21 protein-coding genes are annotated in these 16536 nt (G+C 59.3%); 12 read left to right on the forward strand and 9 right to left on the reverse strand.

Features of this window, described 5'->3' with window-relative positions:
• Positions 1-126 precede the first annotated feature (126 nt).
• Both ahpC and EXW71_RS01415 read right to left on the reverse strand, forming a co-directional pair.
• Complete coding sequence (gene ahpC / locus EXW71_RS01410; protein WP_003191303.1) at positions 127-690, reverse strand: alkyl hydroperoxide reductase subunit C; 564 nt, start codon at positions 688-690, stop codon at positions 127-129.
• 133 nt (positions 691-823) lie between these two features.
• Positions 824-1756, reverse strand: a complete 933-nt coding sequence (locus tag EXW71_RS01415; RefSeq protein WP_134657283.1) for a site-specific integrase — start codon at positions 1754-1756, stop codon at positions 824-826.
• Between the two features lie 170 nt (positions 1757-1926).
• Between EXW71_RS01415 and EXW71_RS01420 the strand changes: the two genes are divergently transcribed.
• Positions 1927-2934 carry a DNA-binding protein gene (locus EXW71_RS01420; RefSeq protein ID WP_134657284.1) on the forward strand — a complete coding sequence of 336 codons (1008 nt, stop codon included), beginning with the start codon at positions 1927-1929 and terminating at the stop codon, positions 2932-2934.
• Here the strand turns inward: EXW71_RS01420 and gorA are convergent, their stop codons facing one another.
• Together gorA and galU are read right to left on the reverse strand one after the other, a co-directional pair.
• Entirely contained in the window at positions 2935-4293 is a 1359-nt protein-coding gene (gene gorA / locus EXW71_RS01425; protein ID WP_134657285.1) for a glutathione-disulfide reductase, read from the reverse strand.
• Between the two features lie 105 nt (positions 4294-4398).
• Complete coding sequence (gene galU, locus EXW71_RS01430; protein ID WP_003173830.1) at positions 4399-5238, reverse strand: UTP--glucose-1-phosphate uridylyltransferase GalU; 840 nt, start codon at positions 5236-5238, stop codon at positions 4399-4401.
• A 305-nt stretch (positions 5239-5543) separates the two neighbouring features.
• Here galU and EXW71_RS01435 point away from each other — a divergent pair, with 305 nt between their 5' ends.
• A complete protein-coding gene (locus tag EXW71_RS01435; protein ID WP_123718436.1) occupies positions 5544-5729 on the forward strand; it encodes a hypothetical protein in 186 nt (61 codons plus the stop codon).
• Positions 5730-5883: 154 nt separating this feature from the next.
• Positions 5884-6165 carry a hypothetical protein gene (locus tag EXW71_RS01440; protein WP_123718437.1) on the forward strand — a complete coding sequence of 94 codons (282 nt, stop codon included), beginning with the start codon at positions 5884-5886 and terminating at the stop codon, positions 6163-6165.
• Between the two features lie 9 nt (positions 6166-6174).
• Here EXW71_RS01440 and EXW71_RS01445 read toward each other — a convergent pair whose 3' ends face one another.
• The 4 genes from EXW71_RS01445 to EXW71_RS01460 all read right to left on the reverse strand — a co-directional run bounded on the left by EXW71_RS01445 (position 6175) and on the right by EXW71_RS01460 (position 8565).
• Positions 6175-6405 carry a hypothetical protein gene (locus EXW71_RS01445; protein WP_134657286.1) on the reverse strand — a complete coding sequence of 77 codons (231 nt, stop codon included), beginning with the start codon at positions 6403-6405 and terminating at the stop codon, positions 6175-6177.
• A gap of 78 nt (positions 6406-6483) precedes the next feature.
• Entirely contained in the window at positions 6484-7335 is an 852-nt protein-coding gene (locus EXW71_RS01450) for a c-type cytochrome (RefSeq protein WP_256657085.1), read from the reverse strand.
• Positions 7336-7394: 59 nt separating this feature from the next.
• On the reverse strand, positions 7395-8042 hold the full coding sequence (locus EXW71_RS01455; RefSeq protein ID WP_134657288.1) for a c-type cytochrome: 648 nt from the start codon (positions 8040-8042) through the stop codon (positions 7395-7397).
• A gap of 172 nt (positions 8043-8214) precedes the next feature.
• Complete coding sequence (locus EXW71_RS01460) at positions 8215-8565, reverse strand: hypothetical protein (protein ID WP_134657289.1); 351 nt, start codon at positions 8563-8565, stop codon at positions 8215-8217.
• 211 nt (positions 8566-8776) lie between these two features.
• Here EXW71_RS01460 and EXW71_RS01465 point away from each other — a divergent pair, with 211 nt between their 5' ends.
• The 4 genes from EXW71_RS01465 to ada all read left to right on the forward strand — a co-directional run bounded on the left by EXW71_RS01465 (position 8777) and on the right by ada (position 11054).
• Positions 8777-9079, forward strand: coding sequence for a DUF1883 domain-containing protein (locus tag EXW71_RS01465; RefSeq protein WP_034105160.1), 303 nt, complete (start codon positions 8777-8779; stop codon positions 9077-9079).
• Positions 9080-9104: 25 nt separating this feature from the next.
• Complete coding sequence (locus tag EXW71_RS28695) at positions 9105-9272, forward strand: hypothetical protein (protein ID WP_167659622.1); 168 nt, start codon at positions 9105-9107, stop codon at positions 9270-9272.
• 3 nt (positions 9273-9275) lie between these two features.
• Positions 9276-9932 carry a DNA oxidative demethylase AlkB gene (gene alkB, locus EXW71_RS01470; RefSeq protein ID WP_134657290.1) on the forward strand — a complete coding sequence of 219 codons (657 nt, stop codon included), beginning with the start codon at positions 9276-9278 and terminating at the stop codon, positions 9930-9932.
• 75 nt (positions 9933-10007) lie between these two features.
• Positions 10008-11054 carry a bifunctional DNA-binding transcriptional regulator/O6-methylguanine-DNA methyltransferase Ada gene (gene ada, locus EXW71_RS01475; RefSeq protein ID WP_123718444.1) on the forward strand — a complete coding sequence of 349 codons (1047 nt, stop codon included), beginning with the start codon at positions 10008-10010 and terminating at the stop codon, positions 11052-11054.
• On the opposite strand, the gene EXW71_RS01480 is transcribed toward ada, so the two are convergent.
• Positions 11051-11512, reverse strand: a complete 462-nt coding sequence (locus tag EXW71_RS01480; RefSeq protein WP_134657291.1) for a GyrI-like domain-containing protein — start codon at positions 11510-11512, stop codon at positions 11051-11053. The two genes, ada and EXW71_RS01480, sit on opposite strands and share 4 nt — an antisense overlap.
• 168 nt (positions 11513-11680) lie before the next feature.
• Here EXW71_RS01480 and EXW71_RS01485 point away from each other — a divergent pair, with 168 nt between their 5' ends.
• The 5 genes from EXW71_RS01485 (at position 11681) to EXW71_RS01505 (ending at position 16508) form a co-directional block, all read left to right on the forward strand.
• Positions 11681-12745, forward strand: a complete 1065-nt coding sequence (locus tag EXW71_RS01485; RefSeq protein ID WP_134657292.1) for a nitronate monooxygenase family protein — start codon at positions 11681-11683, stop codon at positions 12743-12745.
• Between the two features lie 110 nt (positions 12746-12855).
• On the forward strand, positions 12856-13614 hold the full coding sequence (gene modA / locus EXW71_RS01490; protein WP_134657293.1) for a molybdate ABC transporter substrate-binding protein: 759 nt from the start codon (positions 12856-12858) through the stop codon (positions 13612-13614).
• Positions 13615-14295, forward strand: coding sequence for a molybdate ABC transporter permease subunit (modB, locus tag EXW71_RS01495; RefSeq protein WP_134657294.1), 681 nt, complete (start codon positions 13615-13617; stop codon positions 14293-14295).
• Between the two features lie 5 nt (positions 14296-14300).
• Positions 14301-15380 (forward strand): molybdenum ABC transporter ATP-binding protein, encoded by a 1080-nt coding sequence (modC, locus tag EXW71_RS01500; protein ID WP_134657295.1) that lies wholly within the window; start codon positions 14301-14303, stop codon positions 15378-15380.
• 78 nt (positions 15381-15458) lie between these two features.
• Positions 15459-16508: a DNA topoisomerase IB gene (locus tag EXW71_RS01505; protein ID WP_134657296.1), complete on the forward strand. Its 1050-nt coding sequence runs from the start codon at positions 15459-15461 to the stop codon at positions 16506-16508.
• The last annotated feature ends 28 nt before the right edge of the window (positions 16509-16536 follow it).

Here is a 16536-nt window from a genome sequence, read left to right on the forward strand (position 1 = left end):
CGATTTCCTATTAATTCGGTTTATTGCAGACAAAAAAACGCCCGAGCGAATCTCGCCCGGGCGTTTTGAGGGGCGGTTGCAGCTTACTGAGTAGGTGCGGATACCCGCCCTTGATACTTCACAGACTTAGATCTTGCCGACCAGGTCCAGGGACGGAGCCAGGGTGGCCTCGCCTTCTTTCCACTTGGCTGGGCACACTTCACCTGGGTGGGCTGCTACGTATTGGGCAGCCTTGATTTTGCGCAGCAGCTCGGAAGCGTCACGGCCAACACCACCGTCGTTCAGTTCGACGATCTTGATCTGGCCTTCCGGGTTGATCACGAAAGTCCCGCGGTCCGCCAGGCCGGCTTCTTCGATCAGTACGTCGAAGTTACGGGAGATGGTCAGGGTTGGGTCGCCGATCATGGTGTACTGGATTTTGCCGATGGCTGGCGAAGTGTTGTGCCAGGCAGCGTGGGCAAAGTGGGTGTCGGTGGACACGCTGTAGATTTCAACGCCCAGCTTCTGGAATTCGGCGTAGTTGTCGGCCAGGTCTTCCAGTTCGGTTGGGCAAACGAAGGTGAAGTCGGCTGGGTAGAAGAAGACTACCGACCATTTGCCTTTCAGGTCAGCGTCGGTCACATCTACGAAGCTGCCGTTTTTGAATGCGGTGGCTTTGAACGGTTTTACTTGGCTGTTGATGATAGGCATCGTTGACTCTCCGTCAGGGGTTAAGAAGTTGATGAAGTGAATCCTACCCACTCTCTCGTTCGATGGCTCATTGGCAAACCTGATGCTGACGATTGGTTTTCCCTATCAGCTGACTGTATTAATAGAAGAAATCTCAAAGAAGCGGTGACGTTGCCAAGGTCATGCCGAGAAAGGGTGTCGCCTCAACATAGCGCATGGCCGATTTCATGTCGCTCCAGCCGACGTAACTCATCAGCGACTTCAAATCCCAACCGCTGCGATGAGCCCAGGTCGCAAAGCCGCGACGCAAGGAGTGGCTGGTATAGGCATCAGCGGCAATATCCGCGCGCTCCAGGGCCTGGCGCAGCAACGGAATCACACTGTTAGGGTGCAGCCCCTCCTCTGCCAGGTTGCCCCAGCGGTCGATGCCGCGAAACACCGGGCCGGCCACCAGGGCCGAGGCACTTAGCCATTCACAGTAGGCCTGCACTGGGCACAGGCGCAGCAGCGCCGGTGTCTGATAGGTCTTGCCAAGGTTATCCCGGTCACTCTTGCTACGCGGCAGATACAGGCTGATGCCCGCCCCCGGCACAGCGTGCACGTGCTGGATTTCCAGGCGGCACAACTCATCGCTGCGAAATCCCCGCCAGAACCCCAACAGGATCAGCGCCGAGTCGCGTTTGGCGCGCAGCAAACGCGGCATGTCCTGGGCATCGCTTGCACACTTCGCCTCTGCCTCAAGAGCGGCGATCACCTGTTCGAGATGTTTGAGTTGCAACGGCTCGGCCTGCTTTTCCCGCGCGGGGTGCACCGCGCGGATGCCTTTGAGCACCTTGCGCACCACAGGCGCTTTTGTAGGGTCCGCAAAACCCTGGCTGGTATGCCACTGCGCCAGTGCCGAGAGGCGCAGCTTCAAGGTATTGATCGCCAGCACGCCGGCATGGGCCACCAGGTAGCGGGCGACGCTGTCACTGGTGGCAGGCAGGAACCCGCCCCAACTGACTTCGAAGTGCTCGATGGCGGCGCGATAACTGCGCCGCGTGTTATCGCGGGTCGCAGCACTGAGGTAACGATCCAGATCGCTCATGAAGGGTCCATTCGTACAGCGGTGGCGCGTTTCAGGGATCAAAACGGCTTTCACACGGGATAATACGCCAATATCCCATCTGTTAAATCATGAATTTAAACAGAAATTCTTCCGTGATATAATATGTATATACATACCATGTACCACATTATCAAATCGACGGAGACCCCATGGCTCGCGGCGGCATAAACAAAGCAGTTGTTCAAACGGCACGCCTGGCCATCCTGGCCCGTGGCGAAAACCCCAGCATCGATGCCGTACGCATCGAAATGGGCAACACCGGCTCGAAAACCACTATTCATCGCTATTTGAAAGAACTCGATGAGAGCGAAAGTCGCCTGACCATTACTGAGGCGCCGCTTGATGACGAACTTGGCGAACTGGTCGCTCGCCTGGCACAACGCCTTAAAGAGAAAGCCCAAGAGCCTATCGACCTGGCCCTGGCACAATTCGAACAGCACAAAGCCGCCCTGCTCACTCAGCTGCAAACGCTTGAAGAAGCGCACAGCCAACTCAAGCAGCAATTCGATATCCAGGGCGCTGCCCTGACCGAAGAAAGCGCAGCCCTGCAAACCGCGCGCACCAGCCTGCAGACCGAGCAAACCCGCAATGCCGGCCTCAGCCAGGCGTGCAACGACTATGAGTTGAGAATCAACGATAAGGACGAACAGATCCGTTCACTGGAGGACAAGCACCTGCACGCACGGGACGCCCTGGAGCACTACCGTAACGCGGTCAAGGAACAACGCGAGCAGGAACAGCGACGCCATGAAGGCCAGTTGCAGCAGCTCCAGGCAGAACTGCGCCAGGCCCAGCAAAGCGCCTTGGTGCGCCAGGATGAGATCACTCAACTGCATCGCGACAATGAACGCCTGCTGATCGAGCACCGGGTCACGACGAAGGAGCTGGCCGCGCAGCAGGAGCAAAACCGTAAGGAGCAGGCCCGGCAGCTCAAACTGAGCGAACAGCTCAGCCTGATCGAAAGCGAACGCACCCTGCTTCAAGAGCGCCTGCGGGTTGCGCTGCTTGAAAGCCAGTCAAGCCAGCAAACGCTCAGCGAATGTCAGCACGCCATCAAAACCCTGGAACTGGACCTTATCAAGGCCCAGGCCAGCATTGAGGCGTTGCAGTCGGCAGCCGCCATTGCAGCGGCACCCCAGGCAACGCCCGACGCCTGATCAGTCAGCCACAGGCGTGCGCATGGTGACGAACTCTTCCGCCGCCGTGGGATGCACGCCGATGGTTTCGTCGAAATGTTGCTTGGTCGCGCCCGCCTTGAGCGCAACCGCCAGGCCCTGGACGATTTCGCCGGCGTCCGGCCCCACCATGTGGCAACCCAGGACTTTGTCGGTGTCGGCGTCGACTACCAGCTTCATCAGGGTTTTCTCCTGGCAATCGGTGAGCGTCAGCTTCATCGGCCGGAAGCGGCTTTCGAAGATCTGCACCTTGTGGCCGCTCTTCTTCGCGTCTTCTTCGGTCAGGCCGACGGTGCCGATATTCGGCAGGCTGAACACCGCTGTCGGGATCATCGCGTAATCCACCGGACGGTACTGCTCAGGCTTGAACAGACGACGCGCCACCGCCATACCTTCGGCCAACGCAACCGGCGTCAACTGCACGCGACCAATCACATCGCCAATGGCCAGAATCGACGGTTCAGCGGTCTGGTACAGGTCGTCAACCGCAACGAAACCACGCTCATCCAACTGAACGCCGGTATTTTCCAGCCCCAGGTTGTCCAGCATCGGGCGCCGGCCGGTGGCATAGAACACGCAATCGGCTTCCAATACGCGACCGTCTTTCAGGGTGGCCTTCAGGCTGCCATCGGCTTGCTTGTCGATACGCTCGATATCGGCATTGAATTGCAGATCCAGGCCACGCTTGGTCAGTTCTTCCTGCAGATGCTTGCGCACCGCACCATCAAACCCCCGCAAGAACAGGTCACCACGGTACAGCAGCGTAGTTTTGGCGCCCAAGCCATGGAAGATGCCCGCGAACTCAACGGCGATATAACCCCCTCCCACCACCAGCACGCGCTTGGGCAACGCCTTGAGGAAAAATGCTTCATTGGAGCCGATGGCGTGTTCACGCCCGGGAATGTCCGGAATCTGCGGCCAGCCGCCCGTGGCAATCAGGATGTGCCTGGCGGTGAAGCGCTCGCCATTGATCTCCACCTGATGCGGATCAACCAAACGCGCATGCCCTTCATGCAGGGTCACGCCGCTGTTGACCAGCAGGTTGCGGTAGATGCCATTGAGGCGGTTGATCTCGCGATCCTTGTTGGCGATCAAGGTCGCCCAATCAAAGTTCGCTTCACCCAACGACCAGCCGAAACCACTGGCCTGTTCAAAGTCTTCGGCGAAATGTGCGCCGTATACCAACAGCTTTTTCGGCACACAGCCGACATTCACGCACGTACCGCCCAGGTAGCGACTCTCCGCTACGGCCACCTTGGCGCCAAAGCCCGCAGCAAAGCGCGCTGCGCGAACGCCGCCGGAACCGGCGCCAATTACATACAGGTCAAAATCGTAGGCCATTTCACTCTCCTCGGCAGGACATCAGCATACCGACTTAGATGGGGCTGAAAAACGAAAAAGCCACCCGGAGGTGGCTTTCTCTTAAAACGGACCGGCTCGTACTGATCAGTAAGCCTTGCCAGTTTTGTAGAAGTGCTCATAGCAGAAGTTGGTGGCTTCGATGTAGCCTTCTGCACCACCGCAGTCGAAACGCTGGCCTTTGAATTTGTAGGCGATGACGCAACCGTCTTTGGCTTGCTTCAACAGGGCGTCGGTGATCTGGATCTCGCCACCCTTGCCCGGCTCGGTTTCTTCGATCAGCTTGAAAATATCCGGAGTCAGGATATAGCGACCGATAATTGCCAGGTTCGACGGGGCATCTTCCGGCGCCGGCTTTTCAACCATGTCACGTACGCGGATCAGGCCATCACCGATATCGTCGCCGGCGATTACGCCGTACTTGTTGGTTTCGGTCGGGTTCACTTCCATGACCGCAACGATGGTGCAACGGTATTTCTGGTACAGCTTGACCATCTGGGTCAGTACGCCGTCGCCTTCCAGGTTCACACACAGGTCATCCGCCAACACCACGGCGAACGGCTCGTCACCGATCAGCGGGCGACCGGTCAGGATTGCGTGACCCAAGCCTTTCATCTGGGTTTGACGGGTGTAGGAGAACGAGCACTCGTCGAGCAGCTTGCGGATACCAACCAGGTATTTTTCCTTGTCGGTGCCCTTGATCTGGTTTTCCAGCTCGTAGCTGATGTCGAAGTGATCTTCCAGCGCGCGCTTACCACGGCCGGTCACGATGGAGATTTCGTTCAGGCCAGCATCCAGTGCTTCTTCGACGCCGTACTGAATCAGTGGCTTGTTCACCACCGGCAGCATCTCTTTGGGCATGGCTTTGGTCGCTGGCAAGAAGCGAGTGCCGTAACCGGCTGCTGGGAACAAGCATTTCTTGATCATATGAGTCCTTACAAAGGGCTGTGCGTACGGAATTCGGCGCAGTCTAATCAGGCCGCAGCCACCTTACAATGGGTCCTGCTGGCATTGCGATGTCAACTAAGAGAAAAAATGTCGGCGTAAGTTCCACTGATCCTACGAAGAGCTTCGCCAACATGCGCTAAAAAAGTCGATGTGCCCATTCTTCAAGGCGCTGCAATCTTTTTAGCACGCTTTTCGACGCCGGGCACTGACCTGCAACAACTTGCGCTGGACGGCGGCATTTGGCGCTATGATGGCCCACTTGAACCAGAACACGAGATGGATAGATGTCAGAACCAAAAGGCGTTAACGGCTACCTGATCACCCAGCGAGCAGACGGCTGGCACTTGATCAACTTCCACGGAGACAGCGTCGCCGGTACCTTTGCGACCGAGCGTGAAGCGATCATGGTCGCCGAAGTGTTTGTGGATGAGGCAGGTCACGCGTCGAGTAAAAAGCCGAAGGGCAAGTAAGCCGCTTCCTGCATAGAGAGCCCATAACATAAAGAGCCCCGTTGAACGGGGCTTTTTTGTTTGTCTGTACCTAGGTGGCAGTTAGCTATAATCTGCTGCCGACGCCCCACGACAGTGTCAGCGCGCCTCCAACCCCCTCGACGACGACCCCACTATGAACAAACTCCTGGCACTGATTGCGGTACTGGCGCTGGCCGGCTGCACGACCACCTCCGACACCTACCTGAAAAACGGCGAACAAGGCTTGACCATCGATTGTTCGGGCGAGGCCAACTCATGGGCCAGTTGCTATGAAAAAGCCGACGCCTCCTGCGCAGGCACCGGTTACCGCATCGTCGGCACTGAAGGCACGCCTTCCTTGAAAGAAAGCGACAAGACACTGGGCAAAGACGTGGGCAACTTCAAAAACCGCAGCGTGGTCGTAGTGTGCAAGTAAGCGGTGCGACTACAAATGGACTTCGGCGAACTTGATCCCCAAACCGCGCAATAGCTCGATCAGGTCATCCAGCCGCGGGAATGACTCGACTTCATCCTGTTCATCGACCAGGAAGTAACTGCGACCGCCGCTTTTCTTGAAGAAAACGATCCACTCCCCCAGGTCGGCTGGGTTCTGGATAACATGGGTGGCCGAAATCTGACCCTCGGCATGGCGGGCCTTGACGTGTTCACGCTTCATAACGGGCTTTCCAGAAAAGACAGGTGCCGCGCAGACCCAACGGTATGCGCGGCATTCTTGCATTGATTACCCGTCAGTTTAACGGATGCCCTGCCCGATCAGCACGCCGTTTACCGTTTGACCGTAAAGATTGACGCCGTCATTGGCGTGAAACTTCTGCCGGGTTTTCTCTATCGAGCCCTCCACCAGTCGCGGATCCTGCGGGCGCTCGTGGCTGTTTACGTACGCCGCCACATCCCAGGCCTGTTGGTCACTCAGGCTGCCGGCCTGGCCCAGCGGCATATTGTGCTTGATGAAGGACGCAGCCGTATTGATTCGATGCATCCCGGCCCCCCAGTTGTAGGAGTCCTTACCCCATAGCGGCGGCATGACAAAACTGTCTCCGACCTTCTGTCCCTGTCCTTCGGCGCCGTGGCATGTCGCACATTGCGCGTTGTAAACCTCTGCGCCATGGGCCACGTTGTAACCGTTGGCCGGTTGCGCCACGTCGGGGTAGCCGCGCCCCGGCAGTTCAACGCCCAAGGGCGCCTTGCCGGCCAGCCAATAGGCGTACACAGAGAGCGCCGTGATTTCCGGGCTATCGGCCGCAGGCGGCAGGCCACCGTTCATGCTGAACTGAAAGCAGCCCTGCAGGCGCTCAGCGAACGTATTGACCTTGTCGTTCTTTTTTCGATAGGCCGGGTACATCGGGTAAGCGGCCCACAGCGGTGCCGAATTCGCCAGACGGCCCTGATCCAGATGGCAGTTGCTGCAATTAAGCCCATTGCCGACGTATTGCGGTGCCAGGCGTTTGGTATCGACAAACAGTGCGTAGCCCTGCCTGACCATCTTGCCGTAGGCATTGTCCGGCAACTCGCTTTCCTGAGGCGGTTGAAACCGGGCAACGGCTGGGTGCGCAGCCGGTGACTGCAATTGGGATTGGTCTTCCATGGCGATCGGAGCGCCATACGCAGGCACTGCCAGCAGCAAACCTGCAAAAATTATGGGCTTCATGGCTTGGCCTCCGGGCTCAACGAGGCGAAATACCGGGCAACGCCCTGCACTTCCTCGGGGGTGAGGGCCTTCGCGACATGCCCCATCAGATCATTGGGATCATTACGACGGCTACCGGTCTGCCATGCCATCAATTGTGCCGCCAGGTACGCAGCAGGTTGACCGGCCAAAGGCGGGAAAGCATCGCCTACACCCACACCGGCCGGCCCATGACAACTGACGCAAGCGGGAACCTGTCGCTCCCAGGCGCCTTGCAGGGCAAGTTTCTGCATCGCGTCAACGGGCATTGCGCTGCGATGCACCGTTGCGGGAGCAGTGAAAGGCATCGCGGCGACGGCTTGGCTCACGGCTGCGATCTGTGCCTCGTCCAGGGCTTTTGCCAACGGCTGCATCACCGGATTGCTGCGCGCGCCGCTGCTGAAATCGGCCAGCTGTTTACGCACATACTCCGCCGGCAAACCCGCCAACCGGGGGAAACCTGCGGCCGCGATACCCAGCCCGTCGGCGCCGTGGCACGCCGCACAGGGCATCGCACCCGGCGGTGAACCGCCTTCGTCGAATATCTTTTTCCCATCCAGCGCGTGGGCATTGCCCAGCAGCAGTAACAACGCGCCGCCTATCAACACTCGTTCCAGAGACATCATCACGGGTCCATCCTTATAGTTATATGCTTAGCGCTTAAACGCATAAGCTTACAAATAGTAGGGTAATGATCCTCCTGCGACAACACCCGACTGCGACGCAAAAAAAAGCCTGACGCTGCAACGGCAACGTCAGGCTTCTCTATCGGGTTCAAGTGTCTGGATAAGCGGCGGCTCAGCCGGAGATGCAATCCTCCCCGGCTTTCTTGATATCGCCCGGGCGGATCGGCACATTGGACATGCTCTCATAGAGCTTGATACTGCTACCGCTTGAGCGCTCTTCAATCTCGAAGATCGCCGAAGGATCGGACGAGAATTTCTGCGGCACAATCACCTGCACGCCATCCTTATGCGGTTCAATCTGCGGCGGCCGGCGAGTGGCAGCCAGTTTGCGCACTACGCAGGCAGCATATTCCGGTGGTTTTTTGCCTGAAATGACGACCAGGGTGGGCGGGGTCTGCTTGATATCTGCAACCGAAGCACACCCACCTAACGCCAAGGCCAGAACCCACACACTCCACTTCATACTTAAACCTCCGATAAAGACCCTACGACAGCGGATATAGGAATTTTCTCCCGCCAGAGTAGGATTTATCCCTAAAAATTCGGTAAATAACTGTTTTAAATTGTCGAAGTCGTCGACGACGGCCCGATAATAAACGCGCTGGGGCTGATAAACTCTATCTTAACCTACGTATCATTCTGATTTTTCAGAAAAAGCCCTTCTGGAGACACCCATGAAATTCATTCACCAGCGCGAGCACCTCAACGAGGGAGACATTGTCGTCATCGAATGCTCGCAGACCTGCAACATCCGCCTCATGAGCGACGCCAATTTCCGCAGCTTCAAAAATGGCGGCCGCCACACCTACCACGGCGGTGCTTTCGACACATTCCCGGCGAAAATCACGGCGCCCAGCACCGGGTTCTGGAACATCACCCTGGATGTCGTCACACGCCGCGCAATCAGCGTTACCCGTAAACCGGCGCTGTCCCACAAGATTCGCATCGTTCGTCGCACCAGCTCCAAACTGAGCTGATCCGGATACCCGACAGGAAAAAGCTGTGACCACCACGACCAAATACGTCATCAAGTACAAGCTCAACGGCGAACGTCGCTTCGAGTTCGCGCAACTGCACAGCAACAGCGTGGAAGAAGCCAAGCAAGCCCTGGCGAAAATCCATGATGCCAGCGATGTCATCACCGACATCAACGTGAGCAAGGCGTTGTAAGCCATGACTGCCGACTTGTTCGCCGATGACGCCCTGCAACAGCCCAAGGGACGCGAACAAATTGGCGCAGAGTCTTATGTGCTCAAGGGCTATGCCCTGCCCTGGATTGATCGTCTGCTGCCTGAACTGCGTCGGATACTGGCGCAGTCGCCGTTTCGAAAAATGGTCACGCCCGGCGGCTTTACCATGTCGGCGGCATTGAGCAGTTGCGGCGAGCTGGGCTGGACCACCGACAGGGCCGGCTACCGCTACAGTCCCGTTGACCCACGCACTCAAACCCCCTGGCCGGCAATGCCCGCGCTCTTGCGCGAACTGGCCGCACTGGCGGCGCTGGAGGCCGGCTTCCACGACTTCGCACCGGATGCCTGCCTGATCAATCGGTATGTGCCAGGGGCCAAGATGTCCCTGCATCAGGACAAGAACGAGCGCCACTACAGCGCCCCTGTCGTCTCGGTGTCCCTCGGGCTGCCGGCGATTTTTCTGTTCGGCGGCCATGAACGCAGTGACAAGACGCAAAAAGTCTCGCTATTCCACGGCGACGTGGTGGTATGGGGCGGCGTCGATCGTTTGCGCTTTCACGGGGTAATGCCGATCAAAGAAGGTGTGCACCCTGTCATGGGCCCGCAGCGTATCAACTTGACCTTTCGCACCGCCGGCTGATTTGACCGCAAGTTTGAGAGTGTCGAGGTGGGGCTACGCCGCTAAGCTGCCCGTGAATCGTCAAGAGTGCAGGTCATGAACAACGAACAAGACCCTCGCTGGGCGGCCATTGTTGCCCGCGATGCCAAGGCTGACACGCTGTTTGTCTACGGCGTGAAAACGACGGGGGTGTATTGCCGCCCCAGCAGCGCCTCGCGTCTCCCGCGCCCGGAAAATATCGAATTCTTCGACAGCCCCGCCCTCGCCGAAGCCGCCGGTTACCGCCCCAGCAAACGCGCATCCGCTGACCAGACCCAATTGGCGGCCCACCATGGGCAACTCGTCGCCGCCGCATGCCGGCAGATCGAACAGGCCGAAACGCCACCCAGCCTTGAAGTGCTTGCCCGCCAGGCCGGGTTGAGCGCCTTTCATTTTCATCGCGTATTCAAAGCGGTCACCGGCCTGACCCCCAAGGGTTATGCCAGTGCGTTGCGCTCACGCAAAGTCCGCAACGGCCTGCAAGGGCCTCACTCGGTAACCGATGCCCTGTATGACGCAGGTTTTAGCTCCAGCAGCCGGTTTTACGAGTCAGCCGACCAACTGCTCGGCATGAAGCCGCGCGATTTCAAAGCCGGTGGCACCAATAGCACCATTCGCTTTGCCGTCGGCCAATGCTCACTGGGCGCGGTGCTGGTGGCGCAGAGCCAGCGAGGGGTGTGCGCCATTTTATTGGGTGACGACCCGGACAAACTGGTTCGCGATCTGCAGGACCAATTCCCCAAGGCCGAACTCGTCGGGGCGGATCGTGATTTTGAACAATTGATCGCCCAAGTCGTGGGCTTCATCGAAGCGCCGGCATTGGGCTTGGATCTGCCTCTGGACTTGCGCGGCACCGCCTTCCAGGAGCGGGTGTGGCAAGCACTGCGCGAAATCCCGGTGGGCACCACCGCCAGCTATGCGCAAATTGCCGAGCGGATCGGCGCCCCCCAGTCTTTTCGTGCGGTGGCCCAGGCCTGTGGCGCCAACCACCTCGCGGTGGCCATTCCTTGCCACCGCGTGGTGCGCAGCAATGGCGAGCTGTCGGGCTACCGCTGGGGCGTAGAGCGCAAGCGGCAGCTGCTGGAACGGGAAACCACGCCTTAATGGATACCGATGTAAATCAGCGCCTGCTCGTCCGCCTGGTAGACCTCGAAGTCAGTCACAAACGCACGAGACTCCACGCCCGGCTGCTCGAAGTAGGCCCAGACCCGTTGCCAGGCCTGGATGATTGCATCCGGCATCGGCCCATTGGCCTCGAACACCAGGTAACGCCCCGGCTCGATCACCAGGCTTTCGAACCCTTGGGCAGGTGCATGGGTCGCGACCCCGGCGGTGACATTGAACAGCCCCTGCGCATCGGACTCATAACCGCTGTACACCCCGTAAACCGGCGACTCCGCTTGCTTACCCGGAATGGCCTGGTAAAGCCCTTCCTCAAAAAACCGTTGCCACATCGGCCCGATTTTCGCGCTGGTAGGCTGCATCTCATCGGCATTGCGTGTCCGAACGCTCAACCCGGACACCCTGATTGCCCCCACCCGTTGTTCCTTGATCGTTTGCACAGCCCTCTCCTTTTCAAGCTTGCGGTTTGCGCATAAAACCACAGGTTGTATGACGGATGCTCACCCTTCATGAAATTTCGCTGACGTCCAGTGAATAAAACAGACTGGCCGGGTGCCAGGCGCCCTGCTAAAACAGCGTAAAGCCTCATCAACGCTGGAGACCTACCCATGAGCACCTGGCCAGATACCCGCATTCTCGACCTGCTGGGCATCGACGTGCCCATCATTCAAGCCCCGATGGCCGTGGGTACCACCACCGCAATGGTCATCGCCGCCAGCCAGGCAGGCGCGCTGGGCTCGATGCCCGCTGCCGCACTGACTATCGAACAATTGCGCGAAGCCTTGACCACCCTTCGCCAGGCCGGCTCGCGCCCTATCAACGTCAATTTCTTCTGCCATCAGCCGCCTGCTGCCGATGAAGCGCGTGATCGCCACTGGAAGGAGTTGCTGGAGCCTTACTACCGTGAATTGGGCGCCGACTTTGAGGCGCCCACCCCTGAATCCAATCGTGCGCCTTTCAATGAGGCGGCATGCAAAGTGGTCGAAGAGTTCCGCCCGGAAGTGGTCAGCTTCCACTTCGGACTGCCGGAAAAGTCTTTGCTTGATCGCGTAAAAGCCACGGGTGCCAAGGTGCTGTCTTCGGCCACTACCGTTGAGGAAGCGATATGGCTGGAACAGCACGGCTGCGACGCGATCATTGCCATGGGCATTGAAGCCGGTGGGCACCGAGGGCTGTTTCTCAGCAGCGACCTCAATACCCAGATCGGCCTGATGGCCCTGGTGCCGCAAGTGGTCGACGCCGTCAACGTGCCGGTGATTGCCGCCGGAGGCATCGCTGATGCGCGCGGTATTGCGGCGGCGTTCGCGCTTGGCGCTTCGGCGGTGCAGATTGGCACTGCGTATCTGTTCACCCCCGAAGCCAACGTCACCGCCTCCCATCACCATGCGCTGCGTAATGCCCAGGCCAGCGAAACGGCGCTGACCAACCTGTTCACCGGCCGCCCGGCGCGCGGCATCGTCAACCGGGTGATGCGCGAGCTTGGGGCGATCAACCCGGCGGCTCCGGCGTTCCCCCGGGCCGGCGGCGCCTTGATGCCGCTCAAGGCCAAGGATGAAGCGGGGTTCAGCAACTTGTGGTCTGGCCAGGCGTTGCGCTTGGGCAAAGATATGTCCGCCTATGAGCTGACGCGCGAATTGGCCGAGAAGGCGCTGGCCAAACTCCAGAGGCACTGACACCTGAGGCAACTTTGCGCTGTACCGGCAATGGCCAACCGCTATATATTCCCGTACATAGCGCTAGAGCCTTCTACCTCTAGTAAGCCGTACAACCAAGGAGCTGCTTCATGATGATCCGCGCCTCTCGCCTGGCCCCCCTTATCGCCGCCGTGGTTTTCAGCTCGGCTCACGCAGACGACGTGCAAGTGGCGGTTGCCGCCAACTTCACCGCACCGATCCAGGCGATCGCCACCGACTTCGAGAAAGACACCGGCCATAAACTAATCGCAGCCTACGGCGCCACCGGCCAGTTCTACACGCAGATCAAGAACGGCGCGCCGTTCGAAGTGTTCCTGAGCGCCGACGACACCACCCCGCAAAAACTTGAAACCGAAGGCGAAACCGTCAAGGGTTCGCGCTTCACCTACGCTGTCGGCACTTTGGCGCTGTGGTCGGCCAAAGAAGGCTACGTGGACGCCAAAGGCGATGTGCTGAAGAAGAATGAATTCAAGCACCTGTCCATCGCCAACCCGAAAGCCGCCCCCTACGGCCTGGCCGCCACGCAAGTACTGGCCAGGGAAGGCTTGACCGACAAGGTCAAGGGCAAGATCGTCGAAGGCCAGAACATCACCCAAGCCTACCAGTTCGTGTCTACCGGCAACGCCGAGCTGGGCTTCGTGGCGCTGTCGCAGATCTACAAAGACGGCAAAGTCACCAGCGGTTCGGCGTGGATCGTCCCGGCATCCCTGCATGACCCGATCAAACAAGACGCCGTGATTCTGAACAAAGGCAAAGACAGCGCAGCTGCCAAAGCCTTGGTCGAATACCTCAAAAGCCCGAAAGCGGCTGCGGTGATCAAGTCCTACGGTTACGAGCTGGCGAACTGAATGCCGCTGTCGAGCGCCGATTTTTCCGCGATCTGGTTGACCATCGAACTGGCGTCCCTGACCACCGTGATCCTGCTGGTCATCGGCACGCCGATTGCGCTATGGCTGTCGCGCACCCGATCCTGGTGGCGCGGTCCCATTGGGGCCGTTGTGGCACTGCCGTTGGTGCTGCCGCCGACGGTGATCGGTTTTTACCTGCTGTTGACCATGGGCCCGAACGGCTATTTCGGCCAGTTCACCCAATGGTTGGGGCTTGGCACCCTGACCTTCAGCTTCGCCGGCCTGGTGATCGGTTCGGTGATCTATTCCATGCCGTTCGTGGTGCAGCCATTGCAAAACGCTTTCTCGGCGATCGGCACGCGGCCATTGGAAGTGGCCGCGACCTTGCGGGCCAATCCGTGGGACACCTTCTTCACGGTCATCCTGCCGCTGGCACGCCCGGGCTTTATCACCGCGTCGATTCTCGGCTTTGCCCACACAGTCGGTGAATTTGGCGTGGTGTTGATGATCGGCGGCAATATCCCCGACAAAACCCGTGTGGTTTCGGTACAAATCTACGACCATGTCGAAACCATGGAATACGCCCAGGCCCATTGGCTGGCGGGCTCCATGGTGGTGTTCGCATTCGTGGTATTGCTGGCGCTCTACTCCAGTCGTAAAACCAAGATGGGTTGGAGCTGATCGCGATGATGGATGTACGCCTGCAACTGAACTATTCGGGTTTTGCCCTGGATGTGGACCTGCACCTGCCTGGCCGTGGCGTGACCGCGTTGTACGGGCACTCCGGTTCCGGCAAGACCACCTGCCTGCGCTGCATCGCCGGACTGGAGCGGGCCGCCGACGGGTTTATCCGCATCAACGACGAAGTCTGGCAAGACAGCCGCAATGGAGTGTTTGTGCCACCGCATAAACGCGCCGTGGGTTATGTGTTCCAGGAGGCCAGCCTGTTCCCGCATTTATCAGTACGCGCCAACCTGGAGTTCGGCCTCAAGCGCATTCCACGTGCACAGCGTCGGGTGGATATGGCCCATGCCACCGAGCTGCTGGGTATCGGTCATCTGCTTGACCGTCACCCGCAACACTTGTCCGGTGGCGAACGCCAGCGCATCGGTATCGCCCGCGCGTTGCTGACCAGCCCCGGGTTGTTGTTGATGGATGAGCCGCTGGCCGCCCTGGACAGCCAGCGCAAAAGTGAAATCCTGCCGTACCTCGAACGCCTGCACGATGAACTGGACATCCCGCTGCTGTACGTCAGCCATGCCCAGGATGAAGTCGCGCGGTTGGCTGACCACCTCGTGCTGCTCAGCGACGGCAAGGCACTGGCCAGCGGCCCCATCGGTGAAACCCTGGCACGACTCGATTTGCCCATGGCCTTGGGTGATGACGCCGGCGTGGTCATCAATGGCGCCGTCAGCGCCTATGACGCGCACTACCAGTTGCTCACCCTGCAACTGCCCGACAGCACCCTGTCCATGCGCGTGGCCCATGCACCGCTGGCGCTGGGCAAACAGCTGCGTATCAAGGTGCAGGCGCGGGACGTGAGCCTCAGCCTGCAGGTCGAAGAGCACAGCAGTATCCTCAACCGCTTGCCGGTGACGGTCACCCAGGATATTTCGGCGGATAACAGCGCCCATGTGCTGGTGCGCCTGGATGCCGGTGGTACGCCGTTGCTGGCGCGCATCACGCGATTCTCCCGCGACCAGTTGCAACTGCACCCCGGCCAGACACTGTGGGCACAGATCAAGGCGGTGGCGGTGTTGGCCTGAGCAACTTTTTGGCACCACCGCAAAGGGCCGCGGTCAATCAGACATACCGGCCTGACCTGTTGCCAAGGAACCTGCACCATGCCCGACTCTGCGCTGCCCGCCGATCTCCCCCGCGACCTGCATTACGTTGACGACAGCCAACCCGGCATCCGTCGGAAGACACTGCGCGGCAAATTCCAGTATTTCGATGCGAAAGGCGAACGCATCAAGGACCCCGACGAGATCAAACGCCTGAACGCGCTCGCCGTACCGCCGGCCTACACCGACGTGTGGATCTGCGCCGACCCGCAAGGCCACCTGCAGGCTACAGGGCGTGATGCGCGTGGCCGCAAGCAATACCGTTACCATCCACGCTGGCGCGAAGTGCGTGACAGCGACAAATATTCTCGACTGCAAGAATTCGGTAAAGCCCTGCCCAAACTGCGCAAGCAATTGGAAGCACAAATCGCCGAACCCGGTTTTACCCGCGAGAAAGTCCTGGCCACGGTGGTCATGTTGCTCGACGCCACACTGATCCGGGTGGGCAACACGCAGTACGCACGGGACAACAAGTCCTATGGGCTGACCACCTTGCGTAACCGTCATGTGGACATCAAGGGCAGCGAAATCCAGTTCCAGTTTCGTGGCAAAAGCGGTGTCGAGCATCAAGTCAGCGTCAAGGACAGGCGCCTGGCCACGGTGGTCAAGCGTTGTATGGAGCTGCCGGGGCAAAACCTGTTTCAATACCTGGATGAAAACGGTGAGCGCCATACCGTCAGCTCCCACGACGTCAACGCGTACCTGCACAACCTCACCGGTGCCGACTTTACCGCCAAGGACTATCGCACCTGGGCCGGCACCGCGCTCGCACTCGCCGTGCTGCGCGATCTTGAATGGCAGCCCGAATCCGATGCCAAGCGGCATGTAGTGAGCATGGTCAAGAGTGTGGCCAAGCAACTGGGCAACACGCCGGCGGTGTGCCGCAAGTGCTACATCCACCCGGCGGTACTGGAGCATTTCAGCCTGGGCGAGTTGTCCAAACTGCCCAAGCCACGGGTGCGCAAAGGCCTCAAGGCCGAAGAGGTCGCCCTGGCCATGTTCCTTGAGCAGTTGGCCGCCGACTTGCCCACGAACACCAAGCCGGGTTAGCCTTTGCGCCTCTTCTGACTGACGGATG

The organism is Pseudomonas sp. BCA17 (genome assembly GCF_004519405.1).
Lineage (GTDB): Bacteria > Pseudomonadota > Gammaproteobacteria > Pseudomonadales > Pseudomonadaceae > Aquipseudomonas.